This window comes from Virgibacillus pantothenticus (assembly GCF_018075365.1).
GTDB lineage: Bacteria > Bacillota > Bacilli > Bacillales > Amphibacillaceae > Virgibacillus > Virgibacillus pantothenticus.
Map to the genome: position 1 here is coordinate 326019 of NZ_CP073011.1, position 23923 is coordinate 349941.

At 37.5% G+C, this 23923-nt stretch carries 22 protein-coding genes and 6 tRNA genes; 24 read left to right on the forward strand and 4 right to left on the reverse strand.

The features are described from left to right. The first annotated feature begins 88 nt into the window (after nucleotides 1–88). Nucleotides 89–1936 carry a bifunctional homocysteine S-methyltransferase/methylenetetrahydrofolate reductase gene (locus KBP50_RS01595; protein WP_050349689.1) on the forward strand — a complete coding sequence of 616 codons (1848 nt, stop codon included), beginning with the start codon at nucleotides 89–91 and terminating at the stop codon, nucleotides 1934–1936. A 150-nt stretch (nucleotides 1937–2086) separates the two neighbouring features. Then, nucleotides 2087–4375 carry a 5-methyltetrahydropteroyltriglutamate--homocysteine S-methyltransferase gene (gene metE / locus KBP50_RS01600; protein ID WP_050349690.1) on the forward strand — a complete coding sequence of 763 codons (2289 nt, stop codon included), beginning with the start codon at nucleotides 2087–2089 and terminating at the stop codon, nucleotides 4373–4375. A gap of 229 nt (nucleotides 4376–4604) precedes the next feature. On the opposite strand, the gene KBP50_RS01605 is transcribed toward metE, so the two are convergent. After that, the gene (locus KBP50_RS01605; protein ID WP_050349691.1) at nucleotides 4605–5063 is read right to left on the reverse strand and encodes an ImmA/IrrE family metallo-endopeptidase; all 459 of its coding nucleotides are present in this window, start codon (nucleotides 5061–5063) and stop codon (nucleotides 4605–4607) included. A 76-nt stretch (nucleotides 5064–5139) separates the two neighbouring features. Further along, nucleotides 5140–5496 (reverse strand): helix-turn-helix domain-containing protein, encoded by a 357-nt coding sequence (locus tag KBP50_RS01610; protein WP_236691342.1) that lies wholly within the window; start codon nucleotides 5494–5496, stop codon nucleotides 5140–5142. Between the two features lie 159 nt (nucleotides 5497–5655). On the opposite strand from KBP50_RS01610, the gene KBP50_RS01615 reads away from it, so the two are divergent. The 7 genes from KBP50_RS01615 (at nucleotide 5656) to KBP50_RS22385 (ending at nucleotide 10362) form a co-directional block, all read left to right on the forward strand. Next, nucleotides 5656–5844, forward strand: a complete 189-nt coding sequence (locus KBP50_RS01615; protein ID WP_050349693.1) for a hypothetical protein — start codon at nucleotides 5656–5658, stop codon at nucleotides 5842–5844. Beyond that, a complete protein-coding gene (locus KBP50_RS01620) occupies nucleotides 5804–6220 on the forward strand; it encodes a LuxR C-terminal-related transcriptional regulator (protein ID WP_050349694.1) in 417 nt (138 codons plus the stop codon). Before KBP50_RS01615 ends, KBP50_RS01620 begins: the two co-directional genes overlap by 41 nt. Nucleotides 6221–6261: 41 nt before the next feature. Further along, complete coding sequence (locus tag KBP50_RS01625) at nucleotides 6262–6681, forward strand: DUF1617 family protein (protein WP_050349695.1); 420 nt, start codon at nucleotides 6262–6264, stop codon at nucleotides 6679–6681. A gap of 480 nt (nucleotides 6682–7161) precedes the next feature. Next, entirely contained in the window at nucleotides 7162–8790 is a 1629-nt protein-coding gene (locus KBP50_RS01630; RefSeq protein WP_050349696.1) for a glycosyl hydrolase family 28-related protein, read from the forward strand. A gap of 56 nt (nucleotides 8791–8846) precedes the next feature. Beyond that, on the forward strand, nucleotides 8847–9122 hold the full coding sequence (locus tag KBP50_RS01635; RefSeq protein ID WP_050349697.1) for a hypothetical protein: 276 nt from the start codon (nucleotides 8847–8849) through the stop codon (nucleotides 9120–9122). Between the two features lie 18 nt (nucleotides 9123–9140). Further along, on the forward strand, nucleotides 9141–9365 hold the full coding sequence (locus KBP50_RS01640) for a phage holin (protein WP_050349698.1): 225 nt from the start codon (nucleotides 9141–9143) through the stop codon (nucleotides 9363–9365). Nucleotides 9366–9429: 64 nt separating this feature from the next. Then, entirely contained in the window at nucleotides 9430–10362 is a 933-nt protein-coding gene (locus KBP50_RS22385) for an N-acetylmuramoyl-L-alanine amidase family protein (RefSeq protein ID WP_050349699.1), read from the forward strand. Nucleotides 10363–10444: 82 nt separating this feature from the next. On the opposite strand, the gene fabI is transcribed toward KBP50_RS22385, so the two are convergent. Next, nucleotides 10445–11221, reverse strand: a complete 777-nt coding sequence (gene fabI / locus KBP50_RS01650) for an enoyl-ACP reductase FabI (protein ID WP_050349700.1) — start codon at nucleotides 11219–11221, stop codon at nucleotides 10445–10447. A 358-nt stretch (nucleotides 11222–11579) separates the two neighbouring features. On the opposite strand from fabI, the gene KBP50_RS01655 reads away from it, so the two are divergent. The 13 genes from KBP50_RS01655 (at nucleotide 11580) to rocF (ending at nucleotide 21641) form a co-directional block, all read left to right on the forward strand. Beyond that, nucleotides 11580–11654 (forward strand) — tRNA-Glu (locus KBP50_RS01655). 1 nt (nucleotide 11655) lies between these two features. After that, nucleotides 11656–11731, forward strand: a tRNA-Val gene (locus tag KBP50_RS01660). Nucleotides 11732–11733: 2 nt separating this feature from the next. Further along, a tRNA-Thr gene (locus KBP50_RS01665) sits at nucleotides 11734–11809 on the forward strand. Between the two features lie 46 nt (nucleotides 11810–11855). Then, nucleotides 11856–11940 (forward strand) — tRNA-Tyr (locus tag KBP50_RS01670). A 10-nt stretch (nucleotides 11941–11950) separates the two neighbouring features. After that, nucleotides 11951–12025, forward strand: a tRNA-Gln gene (locus KBP50_RS01675). 84 nt (nucleotides 12026–12109) lie between these two features. Next, a tRNA-Lys gene (locus KBP50_RS01680) sits at nucleotides 12110–12185 on the forward strand. A 640-nt stretch (nucleotides 12186–12825) separates the two neighbouring features. Continuing rightward, on the forward strand, nucleotides 12826–13632 hold the full coding sequence (locus tag KBP50_RS01685; protein WP_050349701.1) for a DUF2785 domain-containing protein: 807 nt from the start codon (nucleotides 12826–12828) through the stop codon (nucleotides 13630–13632). A gap of 779 nt (nucleotides 13633–14411) precedes the next feature. Next, nucleotides 14412–15701 carry a hydroxymethylglutaryl-CoA reductase, degradative gene (locus KBP50_RS01690; protein ID WP_050349702.1) on the forward strand — a complete coding sequence of 430 codons (1290 nt, stop codon included), beginning with the start codon at nucleotides 14412–14414 and terminating at the stop codon, nucleotides 15699–15701. Next, nucleotides 15698–16666, forward strand: a complete 969-nt coding sequence (gene mvk, locus KBP50_RS01695) for a mevalonate kinase (protein WP_050349703.1) — start codon at nucleotides 15698–15700, stop codon at nucleotides 16664–16666. The genes KBP50_RS01690 and mvk overlap by 4 nt, the downstream gene beginning before the upstream one ends. A 24-nt stretch (nucleotides 16667–16690) precedes the next feature. Further along, nucleotides 16691–17665, forward strand: a complete 975-nt coding sequence (gene mvaD / locus KBP50_RS01700) for a diphosphomevalonate decarboxylase (protein WP_050349704.1) — start codon at nucleotides 16691–16693, stop codon at nucleotides 17663–17665. A 12-nt stretch (nucleotides 17666–17677) separates the two neighbouring features. Continuing rightward, complete coding sequence (locus KBP50_RS01705; RefSeq protein WP_128743237.1) at nucleotides 17678–18790, forward strand: phosphomevalonate kinase; 1113 nt, start codon at nucleotides 17678–17680, stop codon at nucleotides 18788–18790. 1081 nt (nucleotides 18791–19871) lie between these two features. After that, entirely contained in the window at nucleotides 19872–20639 is a 768-nt protein-coding gene (gene surE / locus KBP50_RS01710; protein WP_050349705.1) for a 5'/3'-nucleotidase SurE, read from the forward strand. A gap of 99 nt (nucleotides 20640–20738) precedes the next feature. Next, entirely contained in the window at nucleotides 20739–21641 is a 903-nt protein-coding gene (rocF, locus tag KBP50_RS01715) for an arginase (protein ID WP_050349706.1), read from the forward strand. Between the two features lie 392 nt (nucleotides 21642–22033). On the opposite strand, the gene KBP50_RS01720 is transcribed toward rocF, so the two are convergent. Next, the gene (locus tag KBP50_RS01720; RefSeq protein ID WP_082240828.1) at nucleotides 22034–22195 is read right to left on the reverse strand and encodes an aspartyl-phosphate phosphatase Spo0E family protein; all 162 of its coding nucleotides are present in this window, start codon (nucleotides 22193–22195) and stop codon (nucleotides 22034–22036) included. Nucleotides 22196–22343: 148 nt separating this feature from the next. On the opposite strand from KBP50_RS01720, the gene sigW reads away from it, so the two are divergent. After that, a complete protein-coding gene (gene sigW, locus KBP50_RS01725) occupies nucleotides 22344–22907 on the forward strand; it encodes an RNA polymerase sigma factor SigW (RefSeq protein ID WP_050349707.1) in 564 nt (187 codons plus the stop codon). Nucleotides 22908–22922: 15 nt separating this feature from the next. After that, a complete protein-coding gene (gene rsiW / locus KBP50_RS01730; RefSeq protein WP_050349708.1) occupies nucleotides 22923–23555 on the forward strand; it encodes an anti-sigma-W factor RsiW in 633 nt (210 codons plus the stop codon). The last annotated feature ends 368 nt before the right edge of the window (nucleotides 23556–23923 follow it).

Here is a 23923-nt window from a genome sequence, read left to right on the forward strand (position 1 = left end):
AAAACTATTTTTATCCCGCATGAACTGCTAGTAAGACTTATCTGGTTATGAGCAGATATTTAATTGCAAAGGAGGAGGTGACACCAACATGAGCTTATTACAACAGTTACAAGATCAAATTTTAATTGCAGATGGTGCCATGGGAACGATGTTATATTCGTATGGTATCGATCAAAGTTTTGAACAATTAAACATAACCCATCCAGATCAAGTTCAACAGGTACATGAAGCATATATTCATGCTGGAGCAACTGTCATTCAAACAAACACATATGGAGCAAACTATATTAAATTGGCACGATACGGCTTAGAAGAACAAGTTAAAAAGATTAACCAAAAAGCCGTACAAATTGCAAAGCAAGCCCGGCAAAAAGGAGTATATGTTTTAGGAAGTATTGGCGGTATTCATGGCGTTCAAGCATTAAATGAAACAAAAGAAGAAATTAAACGAAGCTTTCGAGAACAATTATATTGTTTACTTTTAGAAGGAATAGATGGGCTTATTTTAGAAACCTATTATAATCTGGATGAGTTAACAATGGTGTTAGAAATTGCTCGGGAGGAAACGGAAATCCCTATTATCGCAAATGTGTCGATGCATGTTCCGGGAGTTTTGGAAAATGGTACACCGTTAGCTGAAGCGTTACAGCAACTGGAATCTTTGGGTGCCGATCTTGTTGGTGTTAATTGCCGTTTTGGCCCATCACAAATAATTACATCCTTACAATCAGTTCCTTTACCAAAAAAGGCCTTTTTAGCTGCATATCCAAATGCAAGCTTGCCTGCATATCGGGATGGTGTACTTTATTACAAAAATGAACCGGCTTATTTTAAACAGTGTGCCGGACAATTGCGAGAACAAGGGGTGCGCTTATTAGGAGGGTGTTGCGGAACAACTCCTGATCATATTAAAGCATTAGCTGAAGGATTAAAAGATACGGACCCGATTACAGAAAAAGTGGTAGAAATTCCGCAGCGAGAGAGAGTAATTTTAAAAAGGAAACGAAAAGAAAAATCGCTGGCAGAATTAGCAAAAGAACGACATACCATTATCGTTGAATTAGATGCTCCGAAACATTTAGATATGACAGAATATTATCAAGGAATACGAGCGTTAAAGAAAGCTGGAATCGACGCAGTGACACTTGCCGATAATTCGCTTGCTACACCGCGAATATGTAATGTAGCTGTTGCAACGATTATTAAAGAACAGGGGATCAGACCGTTAGTCCATCTATCTTGCAGAGATCGTAATTTAATTGGCTTACAGTCGCATTTAATGGGATTAGACATTTTAGGAATTCATGAAATTTTAGCTATAACAGGTGATCCAACTAAAATTGGCAGTTTTCCAGGAGCAACTTCTGTTTTTGATGTTAATTCATTTAAGTTAATTGAATTAATTAAAAGAGGAAATAAAGGTATGTCATTTTCCGGGGATTCCCTAAGAGAACATACCTCATTTACAGTGGGAGCGGCTTTTAATCCCAACGTGAATCATGTAGAAAAGTCGGTTGCTAGATTGGAGAGAAAGATAGCAAGCGGTGCTGACTATATCATGACACAGCCTGTTTATAGCAAAGAGAAAATAATTGCTTTGAAACAAGCAACTTCACATATAGAGACACCGATTTTTATTGGAATTATGCCATTAACCTCTACAAAGAATGCTGAATTTTTACATCATGAAGTACCGGGGATAAAGCTTACGGATGAAGTTCGCTCTCGTATGAAAGCAGCTAAGGGAAATCGAGAGCAATCAACAAAAGAAAGCATTGCTATTTCGAAAGAGTTACTTGATACAGCTTTTGAACATTTTCACGGGATATATCTTATTACTCCGTTTATGCGCTATGATATGATCGTCGAATTAGTTAACTATATTCATCAAAAAACAAATGCCATGCGAGCGCAAGCAAGCTTATCCTCATATTAATTTAGGGCGTAGGGTTTGAGGATAAGTATACATCAAAATCTAAAGGATAGTCGTTAGGACATAATTGATTAATCTATCCTGAACCCGAAAGAAAATGTCAATAGTATTTATTTCATGATTTTCTATTATATAAAAAATGGAGGAGTATATATGTCAAAAATAAAGAGTTCGAATCTTGGTTATCCGAGAATTGGAGAAAGTCGCGAGTGGAAAAGAGCATTAGAAAATTTTTGGAGTGGAGTTATTTCTGAGACGGAGTTAATTGAAAAAACAACAGAAATCCGGTTACGCAATTTGAAAAAACAGCAGGAAAAAGGAATTGATTTAATTCAGGTAAATGATTTTTCCTTATATGATCATGTTTTAGATACAGCCATTACTTTTGGAATCGTACCGAAACGTTTTAACTATACTGGTGGAAAAGTAGATGTGCACACATACTTTGCTATTGCACGTGGAACAGATGGGGCTGTCGCTTCAGAAATGACGAAATGGTTTAACACAAACTATCATTATATCGTTCCGGAATTAAATGACGTCACACCTTCACTAGTAGAAAATCGAGCTTTAACCTTTTACAAGGAAGCAAAAGATAAACTAGGTATTGACGGAAAACCTGTGATTTTAGGACCTGTAACATTTGTAAAACTGGCAAAGGGGTATGACCCGCAGGAGTTTTCAACGATTGTGGAGACATTTGTACCATTATATATACAGATTTTACAAGAACTTGTCGAAGCGGGGGCATCTTGGGTTCAGATAGATGAGCCAATCTTAGTAACGCAATTATCGAAAGAAGAAATTGCAGTAGTTGAAAAAGTGTATGAGGCTTTTGCTGAACACGTACCTCATGCGCAGATTATTTTACAAACATATTTTGAAAAAATAACTGCCTATGAAAAAATAGTGAATCTTCCAGTAAAAGCGATTGGCATGGATTTTGTTCACGGAGATTCTTTAGAACTATTAAAAACGTATGGATTTCCCAAGGATAAGGTGTTAGCAGCCGGGATTATTGATGGACGTAATGTTTGGCGAGCTAATTTAGCAGAAAAGCGCACCATTTTGGAAGTGGTTAAACAGCTTGTTCATCATAATCAGCTTATCATTCAACCATCTTGTTCGCTCTTGCATGTTCCGGTAACAAAAACATTAGAACAAAAGCTGGATAATGTCATTTATGACGGACTTTCATTTGCTGATGAGAAACTGGATGAAGCAGTTACATTAGCGAAAGGCCTGAATCATGGTACGGTTTCCGTTCAAGCTGATTTAGATCAAGCGAATGAGGCAATTAAACAATTAATAGAGACGTATCAATCCAATGATGAAATAAGGAAAAAAGTAGCTCATTTAACAACTGCCGATGCACAACGATCCATACCATTTGCAGAAAGAATAGAAAAGCAAAAGCAACGTTTGCAATTGCCGTTACTACCGACAACGACAATTGGCAGCTTACCGCAAACGCCTGAAGTAAGAAGAACGCGTACCAAATGGAGAAAAGGCGAGATTACGGATCAAGCGTATGAACAGTTTGTGAAGGAGCAAATGAAACGCTGGATCAAAATTCAGGAAGAACTCGATATCGACGTTCTCGTTCACGGTGAATTTGAGCGTAATGACATGGTTGAATACTTTGGGGAAAAATTGAATGGCTTTACTGTGACAGAGTTTGGCTGGGTGCAGTCGTATGGCTCACGATGTGTTAAACCGCCTTTGATTTTTGGAGATGTGTCTTGGGATAAACCGATAACGGTGAAGGAGAGTGTTTATGCACAGTCGTTAACAGAACGTCCGGTCAAGGGAATGCTAACAGGGCCGGTAACCATTTTAAATTGGTCTTTTGTTCATAATACAACACCACGCTATGAAATTATGAAACAAATTGCTTTAGCATTACAAAAGGAAATAGAGTCTTTAGAGGAAGAGGGTATAACCATTATTCAGGTAGATGAACCAGCTTTACGTGAAGGGTTGCCACTTGATCGAAAAAAGTGGAATGAATATTTAACACAATCGTCACAGGCTTTTCGCCTTGCAACGGCAACCGCTAGAGCCGATACACAAATTCATACACATATGTGCTATTCTAATTTTGAAGATATTTTTGATTGTATCGACGATCTCGATGCAGATGTAATTTCAATTGAAACGTCACGGAGTCATGGTGAAATGGTCTCTACCTTTGAAGAAAATACGTACCAAAAAGAAATTGGTTTAGGTGTTTATGATATTCATAGTCCACGTATTCCATCTGTTGATGAAATCAAACAAAATATTAAGCGTGCATTACAAACGATCGCACCTAACCAATTTTGGATTAACCCAGATTGTGGTTTAAAAACACGAAAAGAAGACGAAACCATAGCCGCTTTAAAAGTTATGGTGCAAGCTGCAAAAGAAGTGCGAAATAAACAGTTGGCCTCTCAAAAGTAATCTTGTTGCTAGAATAGAATTTTCGTGTTGGGTTGTTTCAATGTCGGAAAATTTTCTATGCAGAATAAGTTTAGCTGGTTAATTATCTACACTCAGTTTGTTTTCATTAACGCATTGGTTAGTAAGCCCTCCGCTCTAAGACAAACTTTAAGTAGAGCGGGAGGTAAAATGCGAAAGTAATAATTAACAACCTGCAATCGAAAAGTAAGTCTATTATGTAAGGCTCGTTTTAAATAGAAGCGAGCCATTTATTTCGATACATTTCTAAACGCTTACAAGCAAACTCGTATTCAACATTAAATAAATTCATCACATACTTTGGCGTTATTTTCGTTTTGATCCGTTGTAACATAAAAGTAGGTATACATAGGTGGTAGCTGAAATAATTAGCTTGCCATTCTTGTAATTCAATAAACGTAGGTGGTAAAAACTCCTGTCTTCCTGTATGCCACAGGAAATGAGCAATTTCATGACCAAACTCCTGCCACTGCTTTTGTTCACTACGATTGCTATTTAGAAAAATAAGACATCTCTCATTTACGTATACACATTCGCTACTATATTCCCAATAATAAACAGGAATGTCTAGAGAAGAGGCAATATTTTTGATTGTTAAATCATATGGTTTATGAATGTTTCGTTGTAAGAGAAACCGCTGAATATAATCTTCTGTACGGGAAAAAAACATCAAATACCCCCAAAACGAACGTACGTTCTATTATCGTTAAAAATAAATAGTGTATAAACTATACACTAATAAATACTTATTGGTCTTCTTCTTTAAAAGCTTCCCAAATCCGTTTTAATCGTTTAAGATCTTCTTCTTTATTGTTTGGCAATTCTTTGTACCATCTTTCTAATGAAGGATTATTACGAAAAGATGCAAACGCTTCTTCTTCAGTTAAATTAGGATTATCAGACCGTCCAAGTAAATAATCAGATGTAACATAGAAGACATTAGCAAGCTTATTTAACTCGTGGTCCTTCATAGGCCTTTCCCCTGATTCAATCCGATTCATTACACTAGGATTTACCTCTAAACGTTTAGCAAGCTCACGCTGACTCCAACCATTAGCTTCTCTTAATTGAACAATTCTTGTTCCTACATTCAAAGCAAACACCGCTTTCTATTTTAGCAATTAAATCATATCATTTTTCAAATTAATATACAAATAAATGTTTCATAAACAGCAAGAACACAATTTGACATTTCTATTTCAGCAATGTATGATAGGAACAAATGTTCTATAGTTAAATTTTGGAATGAATGGAGGGAAGCGATGAGACATTTAAAAGCTACACTTAGTAATGAAACATGTATTAAGTGGATCGTTAGTGAACATCGGAGAGACAAAAGAGCGGGCGTGTTGACTCCTATTAAAAGAAGTAAGTATACAGAGGAATTGTTTAGCAAGGGGGCCGGTTTTCATGAACAAGGAACAAATAGAGAGAGCAATCAAAGATTATAACTGGATGATTAGGGAAATAAAGCGGCAGCGGCAGATGCTCGAGAAAGATATAGGTACTAAAGTGGTGTCCGCTTCAGGAGTTGAGGCTACGTTGCCAAAGTCAAAAGGAGTAATAAGCGACCCAGTGGTAAAAGAGGTTATCCGACGGGATAGAAAAAGTAACTGGTTATCTAAGCTGGAGAAAAAGGTACTATTTATCCAAGAGCGATTACCGGCTATAGATGAACCAAGAGAAGTAGTTGTTTTAGAATGCATGCTAGATGGTATGACAATTAGTGCGATTAGCAAGCATATGGGCTTATCCAGAAAAAATATCTATACGATTAAAGAGACGATCGTACAGAAAATGTTACAGTTTACACAGTCTTCACAGTAGATGACAAAGCTAATTATGGTTTTACCGGAGGCTGAAAAAGTATGAAAATAGAAATAATAAATATTAAACTACAAGATTGTATAAACATATTGGATAAGTTGCCGTTAATGGGTTTAAAGTCCATACATCGTACACGCTTACGTGACAGATTGATTACCGAAATTGAGCGCGTCTCAAAAGAAGAAAGACAGCTTAAAGAGGAACACAGTAACAAGGACGAAGAAGGTAATCCAATTATTAACGATGCTAGCTACGACATTAAAGACATTGAAGAATTTCAACAAGTAATGAAAGGATTTTACAAAGAAAAGGTAATCATTGATGGGGGGGATAGTCAAGTTTATTTAAAATCCGTTAAACAATCGCTGGAGGATGTGGAAGTGGAATGGTCGGGTAAAGAAGCTAACGATTACGCTTATCTGTATGATGCATTTATACGAAGGAGGATTCTGAATGATTGAATCCTAAGTAAATGGTATACGGTTAAATAAGTCTAAGATACGTATTAATTTTAGCATAATTAACAAGTGGGGGTCAGATTATCATACAGCTATGTGACTAGTGAGTAAATCAGTAGTTTTTCTAAAGTTTGCAGTATAGATACAAGAACTGGGTTTACAGAACAAAAGTTTAAGAAACACTAACCGTAAACCATGTTAAATAACTTAATTTTTATGGGGAGTGAAGAATTTCCACGCGTATTGAACTTAGTAAAACAAAAATTTAAGTAAAGAATTGTCTTAAAATGAATCCGATTGGTGATAAGTTTATATACAGAAGATTTGATATTTTTGTTACGAAAAGGATATTGGAAAGTATAATTTAACCAAGTAAAAAAACTAGAGAAAGAATTTTAGCACTTAAAGCGTATAAAGAGGGTCAATTATAAAAGGCATCTCAAACGAGGTGTCTTTTTAACACCCAAAAACAGGAGGTATTAAATGCTAAATAAGAATTTAATGGTTGCAAATGTGTTAGATTATGGAGCTATGGGGAACGGGGTAACTGACGATACTAATGCTTTTAATGAAGCGGTAAATTATTTACGAAGTAATGGTGGAGGAGTGCTATTTATACCCCTAAACAACAATTCACATTACCTATTAAATGATAGTGTTAGACTTTATGACAATATTGTAGTTGATTCAGACGGAGCAACAATAATAAAAAGTCAAAGCAGTTTAAACTATTATACTTTTATAACTTTAAGTGAGAATAAACAAGGTTATGGTAGTGGTGGAGAATGTATTACAATCCGAAATTTAAAATTTAAAGGAAGCTTTGAAAATAAGGTTAGTGTAAATATAACACTACATCACGCTAAAAATGTTTTAATAGAAAATTGTATTTTTGATGAAGCGATAATAGGAGGGCATGCAATTGATTTAGGAGGTTGTTCTGATGTGGAAATTATAAACTGTACTTTTAAAGGAATGTTTGTTCAAGAAGGTAGGGAGTACGCGGAAGCCATACAGATAGACCATAGTACTGCGGAAGGTGTAGGTATAGATAATCCAGATAGCTACGATGGAATTGGATGTAAAAATATATCAGTTAGAGCATGTAGTTTCTTACCAATAGAGGCTAAAAAAACTTCATACCCTGCACCCAATCCTTTAGGGTCACATTCTAGAGTTGGAAATATTATGCATAGAAATATAAGATTCAATGATAACTACGTGGAAGATAGTGTGTCACTTCCGGTAGGGACACCTTATGCTGCTGGCTGGCTACATTTTTATCATACTAATGGGATAGAAATTAAAGGAAATTCATTTATAAATAATAAATCTACTAGCGCAAGAGTGTTAGGTGTTTATTCAGCACTTACTACAATCTCTACAGATGATTTACCAAATCCCAACCCTGAAAAAATATCTTATACTCCCAAAATGTGCAAGAATATAGTTTTTAAAAACAATTTTATACAAGGATTTAATAATAAATTTGTAGGTAGGATCATTTATTTACAAGGAAGAAATGTAGAGAACGTAGACTGTTTTATAAGAAATGTAAGAATTAATTCTAATGAGTTCATAGATTGTTATGATTATCAGACTACAGACGTGGATAGCAGTTCTAATATAGTGTTTGCTGACAGAGTTCGCGAATTAAGTATATTCAACAACTATTGCAACTCTTTAAGGAGATTATTGCAGGCATATTCTTGCGTGAATCTATCAATAAATGAAAATAAAGTTATAAAAGCAAATTATATCGCTCTTCATTTAACAGATTGTTCAGTTGTGAATGTTTCTCAAAATTACTTTGATGAATTCCGTGTTTGTATGTATATTCGGGGGATAGAAAGAATTAAATTGTTAGGTAATTCTCTAGTTGGGGAGAAGGGAGATATTAGTGCTCAGTATGGTTCCTGCATTACTATTTCTAAATCATCAAATTTAATCATTAAAAATAACGATTTACTTGGAAATACAAATAGATTATTAGGTGTTTTTATTTACGGAGCGTCAATAAGGGGAATTGTAAAAGATAATTTAGTTAGAGGTTATAGACAGGGGATTGTAATTAGCTCGGATTCCTCGGGTATAAAGAATGATATATATTAAAAAATTATTCAAGGGACTTACAGAGCGATAATTTAAATAAATACAGGGGGTTGGACATGCGTGAACAATGGTATACAAACAAAGAGTTGTTTGAACAAATAGCAGCAATTCAAGGTGAATTTAAGGATTTGCGGCATGAAATGAAAGAAACACGAAATATGATCAAGAAGTATAATGGTTTGCGGGAAGAACTGGGGATTGTTAAAGAAAAGGTAGAGCGAATGGAAGCGAAAACAGAAGGGAAAAAAACATTACTGGAAGCTGTCCGCCTATGGGGTGGGTGGCTTTTTGCTTTTATTACACTGCTCATTTTGATTACCCAATATGTTTAAAGGAAGTGGGGTGGAAGCATGGATAAAGGTACGATAGTTAGAACAGTAGCTTTAGCGATAGCGTGGATCAATGCCGGATTAGCAAATTATGATTTACAGCCGATTCCAGTGTTACAAGATGAAGCTATAGCATATGGAATCACGTTTATGGTTTCTGTTTGGACGTGGTTTAAAAACAATTATATTACGCTTAAGGGAAGGCAACAAAAGGAAGTGCTAGAAAGAACAAATCTTATAAAGTAGACTGACGGCTAGTCCAATCGGGCAAGTCGTTTTTTTAATATTTTATAAAAAGGAGGAATGAACCATGGCAAAAATAGCTATTGGCGCTGGTCATGGAATGCATACATCAGGAAAAAGAAGCCCAGAAGGAGAAAGGGAATGGTCATTCAATAATAAAGTAGTTTCTGCTGCCATAAATTATCTAAATGGTTATGCAAATGCAACTGTCATTCGAATGGATGATCCAACTGGGGAGACAGATGTATCGTTAACAACCAGAACGAATGCAGCAAATAATGCAAATGCCGATATTTTGATATCTTATCATCATAATGCAAATACAGGGCAGTGGGGGGCGTGGACGGGCACAGAGACGTATTATTATCCGGGTTCGTCTACTGGTTTAGCTTTAGCAAGAGCTATTCACCCGAGTATTGTTGGAGCTATGGGTTTACGAGATAGAGGAATTAAATCAGCGAACTTTCATATGGTGCGTGAGTCCAGAATGCCTGCAATTTTAATTGAAGGAGGCTTTATGGATTCTACCATTGATATAGTGAAAATGCGTAATAATTCAGTTATGGATCAGACTGGGAAAGCATTGGCAAATGCAATAGCCGCTCATTTGGGATTGCAGTCTGGGGGTGGAAGAAACACGTATACAGTTAAAGCTGGAGACACGTTATGGGGGATTGCTCAAGCGCATAACATGACCGTTAGTGAATTAAAGCGGTTAAATAATCTTTCAGATGACACGATTTATCCAGGGCAGGTACTGATCGTCAGTGGGACTTCTACAAATTTTTCCAAAAAAAGCACAGGCTATGTAGAAGTACTTGCTTCAAGTCTTTGGGTATATGATGCTCCTGATTGGGATGCGAAATATGAAGTTGTGAACCAAGGCGAAGTATTTACAGTGAAAAAAGAATTAGAAGTAAAAGGATCTAAAATGTACCAATTAAAATCTGGTTTATATATTACAGGAAATTCAAGTTATATAAGATATTTTACAAAATAAGCCGTTAATCTAGATGAAACGCATTAAAATACAGAAGAAGCGGGGTCAACAAGCCCCACTTCTTCTGTATTTTCAATAATAATTAGCCGCCAATGATATGATATCCCGAGTCAACATGTAGAACTTCACCCGTTACACCACGTGATAGCTCACTCATAAAGAATAATGTTGCGTCTCCAACTTGGTCTTGGTCTACATTTCTTCGCAGTGGTGCTTTTTTCTCTATAACTCCCAGCTTTTCATTAAACCCGGAAACACCTTTAGCGGATAATGTGCGGATGGGACCTGCAGAAACGGCATTGACACGTATGCCATATTTACCCATATCTTCTGCTAAATAACGAACACTTGCTTCAAGGGAAGCTTTCGCAACACCCATGATATTATAATTTTGGATAACTCTCTCTGAACCGAGATAGGTTTGTGTGACAATACTGCCTCCTTCAGTCATCAGTTCTTTTGCCGCTTTTGTAACAGCAACTAGAGAAAATGCGCTAATCTCATGGGCTAAGAGAAAGCCTTCTCTGGATGTATTCGCATATTCTCCTTTAAGTTCTTCTCGGTTAGCAAATGCCACAGAGTGTACAACTCCGTGAATGACACCGATCTTCTCTTTTATGCTATTGAATGCGTTTGTAATGCTTTCATCACTGGCTACATCGCAGGGAATGATTAATTTTGCTTCAATATTGTGCTTGTCGAGCAATTTTGTTAGCTTGCCGTAGGATCTTTCCTGGCGGTATGTGAAAATTAAGTTTGCACCCGCTTTATGTAATGAAGTCGTTACTCCCCAGGCAATACTACGTTCACTGGCAACACCCATAATGACAATATTTTTTCCTTCTACTAAATTACTCATTAACGTACCTCCATTATTCTTTTAATCGTGCATGAAAGTGCCTTATGTTATCGTAAGGTAAAGTATCTCAGAAAGAAATAGTGGATGACACTTAAATGCCTCGTTGCATGCAAGGTAGAATGAAGAGAATTTTTCACTGCATACGTTTGATTGCTTATATTATAACCTAATACACATTTTGAAAGAAACCGTTAGCTATATCTGCTATTTTGACAATAAAAGTGCTGTTCGGACAACGATTAATAAAGAAATTAAAAAAAATTACATTTTCCCTTTACAAATGATATAGAACTAGGTATAATAAAATTCGTCAGTTTCGAAAAAGGGTACAACATGTACAACCTATCAAAACATCCCTGGCCCGTTGGTCAAGCGGTTAAGACACCGCCCTTTCACGGCGGTAACACGGGTTCGAATCCCGTACGGGTCACCAAGGAGGATTAGCTCAGCTGGGAGAGCACTTGCCTTACAAGCAAGGGGTCGCAGGTTCGAGCCCTGCATCCTCCACCATTGCCGGCCTAGCTCAATTGGTAGAGCAACTGACTTGTAATCAGTAGGTTGGGGGTTCAAGTCCTCTGGCCGGCACCATTTTTTAAAAAAATGAATAAAGATTAGCGAATGTGTTCATAATATTGGAGGGGTAGCGAAGTGGCTAAACGCGGCGGACTGTAAATCCGCTCCCTCAGGGTTCGGGAGTTCGAATCTCTCCCCCTCCACCATTACATTTGTTGGGCCATAGCCAAGCGGTAAGGCATCGGGTTTTGATCCCGTGTACCCTAGGTTCGAATCCTAGTGGCCCAGCCATTTTTTATTTGGAAAACTTTTCTATGCTATATATGACAGGGCAATGGACTAGAATTGACATGATAATTAGAATACATCGTATATGAGCCATTAGCTCAGTCGGTAGAGCATCTGACTTTTAATCAGAGGGTCGGAGGTTCGAATCCTCCATGGCTCACCATTTATTACAACTCCATATAAACTATACATAAATTTTAAACAAGGTTGCGACACGTAGTAGCCTTGTTTATTTGTATTTATCCTGCATATAAGGTGCTGGACTCCCACTTCAGTAGTTGGATAATCTTGTACGGCAACAAGTCTAAGTGGAGAAAACAGTACCTAAATGCCCTATTTCGTAAGAAGCCTTTAGGTCATACCCTTGGGCTACTAACAAGCCGGGGGATGAATGAAAACCCCACCGATTGAAGATTCACTTTTTATCCCACATGTATCTCGAGGTAAGACCTGCGATTCCATCCTACAAGGTGAATCCGCGGATAAAGTGTAGCAATTGCAAGTAAATGTCAGATCTTATACAAAGGACTTTAGGGTTAATCCCTTAAAGAAATGATCCGTGTGGAGAATGAAAAACTTCACTGATTGGTGGTTCACTTTATAATGGACTAATGAACAATTGATACTAAATGTAGCGTTGTCATTCTGTTCATTTATAAAGGGATGTGAGAATACATTCCCAAGAATGGTTGGAACAGTAAAGACTTTGGCAGATTAGGACTATATATAGTGAAACTTTCGATGTATTAGTGATTACTTAAGAGAAGGTTCAGTGGATATTATATACTTGGTGGTGAGGGAAAATGCATACATATATTAATGGTATGCAGGAATTTTTGAATAAAGATACTTATAAATTCCGAGCTGAGCAATTAGATATTCTAATCGAATTTATGCTTCATAATATCGGGAACACGAATCCTGAAATAAGGGATCACCTTATTTACAATAGTTTTGTTAAGCTAATATTGGAAGATCACTTAACTGTACAACAAATGGAATATCTTATAGAGACGTGTTTGAGTAAACAGTATCTATTTTTAAATATAGAGGATGGGACAAAGAGAGATAGCGTGTTTACTCGAACGTTTTCAGCACTAGTTTTAGCTGTTATCTTGCATAAGGACGCAACGGATAGAAGACTTTCCGCTGAATTAGTATCTCGAGTAATTCAAGCGAGTATAAAATATTTACTTTCAGAACGTGACTATCGTGGTTATATTCAAGGAAAAGGATGGGCGCATAGTGTTGCACATGGTAGTGATCTGTTAGCTAATGGAATATTACATCCTGTATTTGATAAAAATGATATTACAGCATGTCTTCGTGCAGTAAGAGAGTGCATTTGGGTTGAGTATGCTTATATTGACGATGAAGATGAGCGGTTGATTCAAGTTATTGAAGCTCTCATCGAGCAAGGTATGAAGGATATGGAATTACGTGATTGGGTGGAAAGCTTGCAAACAGAACACAAAAATGCACATACAAAATATCGTATAGAGTGGAATGTCAAACGATTTAATTATTCCTTATATATGGCATTGTCAAAGCATAAAGGCTTTTCAGTGTCTCGACAAGCGATTTCAGATCAATATCTATATGACCAATAACAAGTATTTTAAAAAGAATGGATTAATTATCAGTGAGCGGTTGTTATATTTTGGGGGAAGATATAAAACCTTTTTACTATACCCAATTGTTGCTAACTTTTACGGTTGATCTATCAAGTAAGGGGATGAAACTAGAAGTATAAACGTGCTAGTGGAGATCTTGTTGCTTAGGTTCTCTGAAATTAAGCATTTCTTTTTTCTTCATAATTTAACGGCGTACTCTTTGTCTACTTCTTCTTTTAAATGGAGTCCTTCCAGAACTCTTCTATAAAAAACAGTTAGTTTTACTTTAACTTAATTACAATACTATGGTATTATGTGTTTGTTTGGATTACAATTAGCTAAATTTCTAATAAAATGTTAGAAATCATGATATAATTTTTATAGAATCCGTTTCAAGAGAAGCCATTGAAAATCATAATGTTTTTCATTTAATGAAGAAGATATAAGGAAATTGTCATTGTTTATATATAGAAGAAGATGTCAATATTTATGAAGCATGATTGGTGAAGAATTGTAAAGGTTATAAAATATTGAGTCAACGCCGATAATCCGTGCGTTAGCCGCTAACTTGTAAATGAAAGAGGATGCTCAAAAGTCGAGAAAAAAGACACATTGAAATTTTTCGTAGGTTGTTAAATCGGCTTTATTATTTAAATGCATGCACTTTGCCGCTTGAAACTACGTAGCTCAAACTTCTCGGTTCTTTTTTCTCCATTCTTATCCACATTAATGAAGGAAACATGTATTAATATATATTATATAAAGGATGATCGGCGATGCAGACTTCCAGAATTCCTGGTTTTTATAAGCAAACAGTAAAAAAGCGAAGAGAATTGCTAAAGGATGTGGAGGCGTTTACGGAAGAAACTTTTGATATTATTTCTTCTAAAGAGCCTCTACCGCTTGATACAGCTGATAAAATGATAGAAAATGTAATTGGAACTTTTCCTCTTCCCTTAGGAGCAGGATTGAACTTTCTCATAAATGGGAAAGAATATGTAGTACCAATGGTCATTGAAGAGCCTTCTGTGGTAGCTTCTGCTAGTCATATCGCTAAAATTGTGCGTCAAGCAGGAGGATTTACTACAGAAGCAACTGAAAGAGTCATGATTGGACAAATTCAAGTAGTTGGTTGTGCTGACTTTCAAGAAGCAAAAGCTACTTTGCTTGAGGCACAAGCTGCATTAATTGAACAAGCCAATGCCTCCTATCCAAGCATTGTCAAACGTGGCGGAGGGGCGAAGGAAATAGATGTTCGAATTTTAAATGAAGCTGCTGGTTCGAGCTATCAGCAAATGCTAATTCTTCATTTATACATTAATACATGTGATGCTATGGGTGCGAATATTATTAATACGATGGTCGAATCTCTCGCTCCAACGGTAGAGGAGCTGACCGGTGGAAAAGTTTATTTGCGTATATTGTCGAATTTAGCTGATCGATGTCTAGCTCGTGCGACTTGTACGATTCCTTCACATTTACTGGAAACAGGGGATTTCTCTGGTGAAGAGGTAAGAGATGGCGTTATCCACGCATATGAATTTGCTGCTTCTGATGCGTATCGTGCAGTTACGCATAATAAAGGGATTATGAATGGAATTGATCCGATTGTAATTGCAACGGGAAATGATTGGCGTGCAGTTGAAGCTGGTGCTCATGCCTATGCAGCCCGAGATGGGCAATACACATCAATGACGACTTGGTCTGTTGATGCAGAAGGGAACCTCGTTGGCGAATTGGAGTTACCGATGTCGGTAGGGATCGTTGGAGGTTCCATTAATGTTCATCCAATGGCGAAAGCCGCGCTCAGCTTATTAAATGTAGCATCTGCCCAAGAATTGGCACAGGTGATTGTTGCTGTCGGTCTCGCGCAAAATTTAGGTGCATTAAAAGCATTAGCTACCGATGGTATACAAAAAGGTCATATGGCCTTACATTCTCGTTCTGTTGCTATAGCAGCAGGAGCTACTGGGGAGTTGATTGATATCGTGTCAAAAAAATTAGTAGAAATAAACGAAATCCGTGTAGGAAAAGCTAAAGAATTGGTGGAAGAGTATACAAAATGAGTGCAGAAAAAGTAACAACAACAGAAAAAACAGCTATCGGAGTAGCTTATAGTAAACTAATTTTAATTGGAGAGCACGCGGTTGTACACGGACAGCCTGCTATTGCTATTCCATTTCCATTGGTGGGCGTAGAGACAGTCATTGAACATCTGCCGGGACCAGTTAAGATCGACACAACTTTCTATCACGGCTCCATTGCCGAGGCGCCAAAATCATTAGAAGGCATTGTGAAATGCGTTGAAGAAACATTGGACTATTTAAATATACCATGTCAGGATATGCTTATACGTATTACATCGTCAATCCCACCTGGTAAGGGATTAGGTTCCAGTGCCTCTGTAGCTATATCTGTCGTCCGTTCGCTATTTGCATATTTTGATGAAACTTATACAGATGAAGAGTTACTGCGATTAGCTAATATAGCAGAGACGTTTGCACATGGAGCTCCATCAGGGATTGATACGTTGACTATTACATCGCAATCTCCTGTATGGTATGAGAAGGAGCATCCAATAAATTTTATTAAACTAAGTGAAGATTTTCATTTCGTTGTAGCAGATTCTGGTCGCGTTGGAGATACACGTTTGGCAGTTGAATCGGTTGCGAATTTATTAAAAAAAGCTCCAAAGCGAATTCAACGTAAACTGGAACGAATTGGTAAACTAACTCATGATGCGAAACAGGCCCTAGAGAAAAAAGGAAAGCATATTTTGGGGCATATGTTAAATGAAGCGCAGAAGGAATTAGAAGCCTTAGGTGTCAGTGACACCGGATTGAATCGATTGATTGACTTTGCTAGACAAGAGGGCGCACTTGGCGCTAAATTGACAGGCGGGGGGAACGGTGGCTGTATTATTGCCCTTGCCCAAAATGAGGTTCATTCCAGACAACTAGCGGAAAAGTTAAGAAAATTTGGCGCACATGCAGTATGGCCGTTTGTATTAAAAGAGAGTAAGGATCAATAAGCTATAAGTAGAAGGGGAATGACAATGAGAGCAACTGCTAAGGCGCATACAAATATTGCCCTTATTAAATATTGGGGGAAGCGAAATGAAGCGATTATTTTACCTACTAATAATAGCTTGTCGCTGACATTAGATGGTTATTATACAACGACGACGGTGGAATTTGATAATTCCCTTTCAAAAGATCAATTCATGTTAGACGAGCAAACGGTATTTGGAGAGCAGTACGATCGTGTAACCTCTTTTCTTGACATTATTCGACAAATGGCAGGTAAACAAGTGTATGCGCAAGTAACATCCATCAATGAAGTGCCGACTGCCGCTGGCTTTGCCTCATCTGCCTCTGGTTTTGCGGCATTAGCAGCAGCTGGTTCCAAAGCAATTGGGTTACATTTATCAGATCAAGAGCTTTCTAGATTAACCCGACGAGGTTCTGGTTCAGCTTGCCGTTCGATTTATGGTGGGTTTGCTGAGTGGGAAATGGGGATGCGTGAGGATGGAACAGATTCTTACGCTGTTCCGATTGCTCCAGCAGATTATTGGGATATTCGCGTGGCGGCCGTTGTACTATCTGCAACGAAAAAAAGTGTGTCGAGCCGTGAGGGGATGCGTCGGACTGTAGAAACATCAGCCTTTTTTCAAGGTTGGCTGGATAGTGTTGCACATGATTTGGCGGAGATCAAACAAGGAATCGATGTGCGTGATTTTCAAAAGGTTGGAGAAATCGCAGAAGCAAATTGTTTGAAGATGCATGCGACTACTTTAGGAGCGCAACCTCCGTTTACATATTGGCATGACACAACTTTAGTCGTTATGCAAAAAATTTGGGAAATGCGCTCACGAAGTATACCCGTTTATTTTACAATTGACGCTGGCCCTAATGTAAAGGTATTGTATTTACCTGAGCATGAAACGCATGTCCAACAGACATTACGAAATATACCTGGAGTAACAGATGTTCGTTTGAGTAAACCTGGTCGAGGAATAACGTATATATAGGGGCTGAATCTATTGTCACAATCAACCATGAATATTAAAGTGCCCGGAAAATTAATGGTCGCGGGAGAGTTTGCTGTACTACAGCCGTATCAACATTTAGTTGTTATGGCTGTAGATCGTTTTGTTTATGCAAACATTAAAGATAGTACAAATAATAGCTTGCATTTATTGGATTTCAAACTAGAAAATATCGGCTGGGAATATAAAGCGGATAAAGTGGAACTCTTTTCTACTGATCCAAGAACTGCATTTGTCCAAGCGGCGATGACAACTGCACTGCAGTACTTAAGAGAACAGCAGTATGCAGTAACACCTTTTCAATTAGCCATTAAAAGCGAGCTTGATGATGAATCTGGTGTAAAGTATGGTTTAGGATCGAGTGCAGCTGTATCGACATCCGTTATTGCTGCCATTTTAAATAAGTTTATGCCCGAGACACCAGAAGCAAAGCTAATTTATCAGTTGGCTTCTATCGCCCATGTAGTGACACAAGGAAATGGATCTGGAGCAGACGTGGCGGCGTCATCTTTTGGTGGCTTTCTTAATTATTCTTCTTTTCAAGCAGAATGGCTCCGTGAAGCATACAAAAAGTCACATTCATTAACCGAACTCACCCGCAAGGATTGGGTTTATGCTTCTTTGGATCCTATAACATTACCGAATTCTGTTCATGTTTGTATCGGTTGGACAGGAAAACCAGCATCTACTAAAAAACTTGTCGATCAAATCCTGCAACTAAAAATAACCAGTCCTGAGAAGTTTGCGAGTTTTATTTCCCATAGTGAACAAGCAGTTAAGAAAGTGTTGCAAGGAATGAAGCAAAACAATCTGGAATTATTGCTACAAGGTATTAAAGACAATCGACACGCACTAGCAACTGTTGGCGAGGATGCAAATGTTGCTATTGAAACGCCATTATTAACGACGCTATGTGATTTGGCGGAGGAATTTGGTGGTGCGGGAAAACCATCAGGAGCTGGCGGGGGAGATTGTGGTATCGCTTTTATGAGCTCCAAAGAAGCAGCAGAAGCATTAATGGAAGCTTGGGAAAAAGCTGGAATAAAACCACTTGCATTACAACCTCATCCGCATGGAGCAATGGTTAGTGAAGCCAAAGATATGTAATGGATTCATTTAACATATGAGTACTTTATCCCGCATATAAGGTGCTATAAGACTCCCACTTCAAGAACTGGAGAATCCATACTAAAATAAGTTTAAGTGGGAGATAACAGCGCCTAAATGTCCAATTCGTTTAGAGGCATTTAGGTCATACCATTACGGTACTAACAATCAGTGTGGTATGAATGAAAACTCTCTGTTAATTGAAGATTCGCTTTATTCTATTAATTATATGAATGTAATTGGTAAAGCACATGGATATTCTCGTGAAACATCCATGTGCTTTTTTTAAAGATAAGAAATTATAAAATTAGGAGCTTATGGATAACGAAATAACCGACCAGTCACGTCCGGCTTCAGCGCCCAGCAACTAGGCGACTTTAGAAATGCGCCCTACGATAAGTCATCATCGGTTCGTTACCTCACCGTGATTCCTTTATCTCCGTTGATTCGTTCCATTCGCTACGTTGCTAAACGGGCGCCCTGCGCCTTTGTTCCACTATAGGAAAGTATAATATTTTTTGGTTTATAGTATAAGAAAAACAAAGGCTTCCGCCATAAGACTTGGCGACAAGCCAAGTTTTTCTAAAGTACTTGGATTTCAGTAATTTATATTTAGGTTTGTTATTTTTATGAAACCTTTTCTTAACCTTTGCAGTTATTCATGTCGTAATTAATACATTTTTAATTTTGCCCGCTTGCATTCCAAAAAAAGAACGGTTATTAAGCTTTTGTAAAAGATTTACATTAAGTTAACAGAAAAAATAACATGTTAAATAGATAATCTAAAAAAACCTGTCAATAAACCTATTTATAACAATTTACATTATTTGGATAAAAAATGAAATATTAACGTTTCTTTACAAAAACGTAGCTATTATTTAATTTTGTATTTAATTTTCCTTCATAATTGTTAACTATACTTATAGTAGGCGTTTAAGAAAAGAGGAGATGCGATGGTGGGGAAGACAGAACTACATATTGATTCCAATCATTTTAAATGGTGCTTTGCCCTTGAAGAAATCGTTGGGAAGGCAAATAAGCAATAGTTTTTCATCATAGGACTCGAAAGGAAGTTAGAGGCTTGAACATATTAATTACTAATGAGGACGGTATTTTTTCACCGGGGATGAAGGCGCTGGCGGAGTTACTTTCCCATTTTGGCAATGTGACGGTCATTTGTCCTGAAACAGAAAAGAGTGCTTATAGTTACAAAATAACATCACGTCAACCATTAAAACTAAAGAAAGTAGATTTTTCTTTTCCTGCAGAAACATATGCAGTCAATGGTTCTCCAGCAGATTGTGTGAAGCTAGGGGTAGACGTTCTGGAAGGGAAAAAGCCGGATATTGTATTTTCTGGTATTAATATTGGTCCGAATGTAGGTAGGGATTTATATTCTTCTGGAATCATCGCTGCTGCACAAGAAGCAATGGTGTACCAAATTCCGTTTATTTCTGTATCGTTGGAGACGTTCGATACCAGGAAAATAAAATTCGACATTGTTAAACAATTATTCTATCAAGTTGTTGATGTTATTATTCAAAATAAGATCCCTAAAAATTTGATGCTTAATGTGAATCTACCCTATACATCGAAAGAGCTATGTAAAGGAGTACGCGCTGTTCCAATGGATCTATCCGTATCGCGGTATAACTTTACTGGGTTAAACGATCCCCACGGTCATATTTATTACTGGTTAAAGGATAATTACCAGGAGTGGGAGGTTAACGAAGGAACCGATTACGATTTATTAAGAAGGGGATTTATCACGATTTCTCCAATCGAATTAGTACATACGAAGAAACGAAGAATTGATCAACTCACGCGCTGGTTCCAATATCATAAATAAAAGATAAGTAGTAGTAACCTGCATATATATACAATTTCATGTTGAGTTGAGTCACTTCTGCCTTTTTGTCTACAATAACAATAAAGGGGGGGACTTTTCATGAAATCAAATATATCAATTATTGGGGTTCCAATGGATTTAGGGCAGAGTAGACGTGGTGTTGACATGGGGCCAAGCGCTATGCGTTATGCGGGCGCTGTGGAGAGGTTGGAGGCGTTAGGATACAAGCTACATGACCATGGTGATATATCCATTACGCGCCCAGATAAGTATGAAACAGGACAAGCTTACAAACTAAAGAACTTGCTTCAAGTTGTTGAGGCTAACGAGATACTGGCAATGATAATTGATCAAGCAGTAGAAAAGGGGAATTTTCCGTTAGTTTTTGGTGGGGACCATAGTATTGCTATCGGAAGCTTGGCGGGGATTGCCAAGCATTATGACCAACTCGGAGTCATTTGGTATGATGCGCATGGGGATTTAAATACCGAAGAGACATCCCCTTCTGGTAACATCCACGGAATGCCGCTTGCGGTTAGCTTAGGATTAGGTCATGAAAAGTTAACTTCTATTGCCGGATATACGCCTAAGGTGAAATCGGAAAATATCGTAATTATTGGGGCGCGCTCCCTTGACCCGGGAGAGAAGGAGTTAATAAGACGTAAAGGAATTCAAGTATTTACCATGCATGAAGTGGACCGTTTAGGCATGGCAATCGTCATAGAGAGAGCGATTTCTTATTTAAAGCCTCGTACAGATGGGGTGCATTTAAGTGTAGATTTAGATGGGCTTGATCCTTCAGAGGCACCAGGTGTAGGCACGCCAGTTATAGGTGGCATGACTTATCGGGAAAGTCATTTAGCCATGGAGATGCTAGCTGAAACGGGGATGATTACGTCAGCTGAGTTTGTCGAAGTAAACCCTATACTTGATGAAAAAAATAAAACAGCTACACTTGCAGTAGGTTTAATGGGATCATTATTTGGAGAAAAATTAAAGTGAAATTTGTAAAAATATGTTAAAATAGTAAAGTGATACCACATTAAATTCAGGTAGGCATTTTTCTCCATTCTTGCTGATAGAAGCAGCACAAAGCCTAAGGCATCCTTGAAAAAGAGAAAACATTTTTTCGTGCGATGCAGAATTGATGTAGCTTTCCTTGCCTTTGTACTTTTTCTTCGTGTCACGCTTTCTGTGATCAACAACCCCGCCTGAAGGAATCGAGCTTGAGGGCCCGTTATCACTCGCTATGACTTCTTTGTATCTAGGTCAACTTTTGAAGTGGGAGTTTTACGGCATCTTACATGGGGATAAATGGAAAAAGACATGATTTTTCATGTCTTTTTTACCCTATATTTTTTCTGTTTTTATAATGACGTGCTTGTATGCATGCGTTATTTTTTAAGGTTGTTGTTGGTTAAATATTCTAAGATTAGTGCATCTAATTCAACACTTGAGTTAATTACTGCTTCAGAGGTCAATGCATGCGAGTTGCTAAGAGAGATCATTTCCTCTCTGCCATTTTCAATTCTTTCTAATAATATAGAATTACTCACAAATCTACCCTCCTATCTAGTATAATATAGTAGGATAGTAGCCAAAAATTTGCAATCATAAACATTTACATTTTTTTAATATTTTTTGAAACCTATTGATCGGCTAATTCGTAACAATATTACCGCATAGTTAAGCGGAGGTACCAATATGGATGAAATGATAAGAGACAGAATTAAACAAGTGAAAAAAGGAGATCAGTCCGCTTTTGAAGATGTGGTCTCATTCTTTCAAAATAAGATCTACCAGCACTGCTTTCGCATGCTTGGTAATGCACACGAGGCGGAAGATATAGCGCAGGAGGCTTTTATTCGTGCATATGTCAATATCCATTCTTTTGATGAGCAAAGGAAATTTTCGACGTGGTTATATCGAATTGCTACGAATTTAACGATTGATCGTATTCGTAAGCGAAAACCGGATCATTATCTTGATGCTGAGGTAAAAGGGACGGAAGGGTTGAATATGTACTCGCAGATAGCCGATAATGGAAGGCTGCCAGAAGAAGAAGTCGAGGGAATTGAACTGCAACGCTATATTCAGTACGAAATTTCACAGCTTCCTCCAAAATATCGCAGTATCATTATGCTGCGGTATATTGAAGAATTCTCCCTCCAGGAAATTAGTGAAATCCTGGATATTCCACTAGGGACCGTAAAAACCCGTATTCACCGTGGAAGGGAAGCCTTAAGGAAAAAGCTTCGTCACGTGTAAAGGAGTGTGACTCACTTGAATTGTAATAAAGAAGCAGTAGAATTGATGCATTATTATTTAGATGGAGATATTACAAAAGAACAGGAGCAAGCGCTAAGTTGCCATTTGGAAAATTGTGAAGCGTGTCAAAAACATTTTCATGAGTTGAAACGAACAATAACACTTATACAAAGCACCGAACAAATAAAAGCTCCTGCTAATTTTACAGCAAATGTTATGGGGAATCTTCCTACCGAACGGAAGCGATATAAATATAGAAGATGGTTTAAAGCCCATCCAATTTTAACTGCCGCAGCGATATTTTTTATTTTTATGTTTAGCGGTATGTTTTCGTTGTGGAATCAAGACAATCAATTGAGTGTATCAAAGCAGGAAAACCTGATTATTAAAGGAGATACAGTCATTGTCCCTGCAGACGAAACTGTCAAAGGGGATTTAGTCGTTAAAAATGGTGATCTGATTATTAACGGTACGATAGACGGGAATGTCACTATTATTAATGGAGAACTCATTGAAGAACCTATTGAGGGTGAAGGTTTGATGGCCTCCGTTGGGGAAATAAATGGAGAAATAAAGCATGTGGACCAAATGTTTGAATGGATATGGTACTCCCTAAAGGAACTATTCCAGAGTATTTTTTCATTTTAAAATAAGATCTATCTAACCTGAAGGCGGTAATTCCGAATTCAGGTTTTTATCTTATATAATAAGGGAGGTGTAGTTTTTACAACCATGGTATTTGTGGAATTTGGTATTGTGTCAAGGAAAACTTTAGCAGAATCAATTTAAGGTCAGCGATCGTACATAATTAGCATACGTAATATAGATTTTAATGTAATATTTGTATCGTTTATCCCGTATGAAGGTGTGTAAGACTTCCACTTCAAAGAACTGGAGAAATTCATACTACAACAAGTCTAAGTGGGAGATAACAGCGCCTAAATGCCCGATTCGTTTAGAGGCCTTTAGGTCATACCATGCTAACAATCAGTGGGGGATGAAGGAAAACCTCCGCT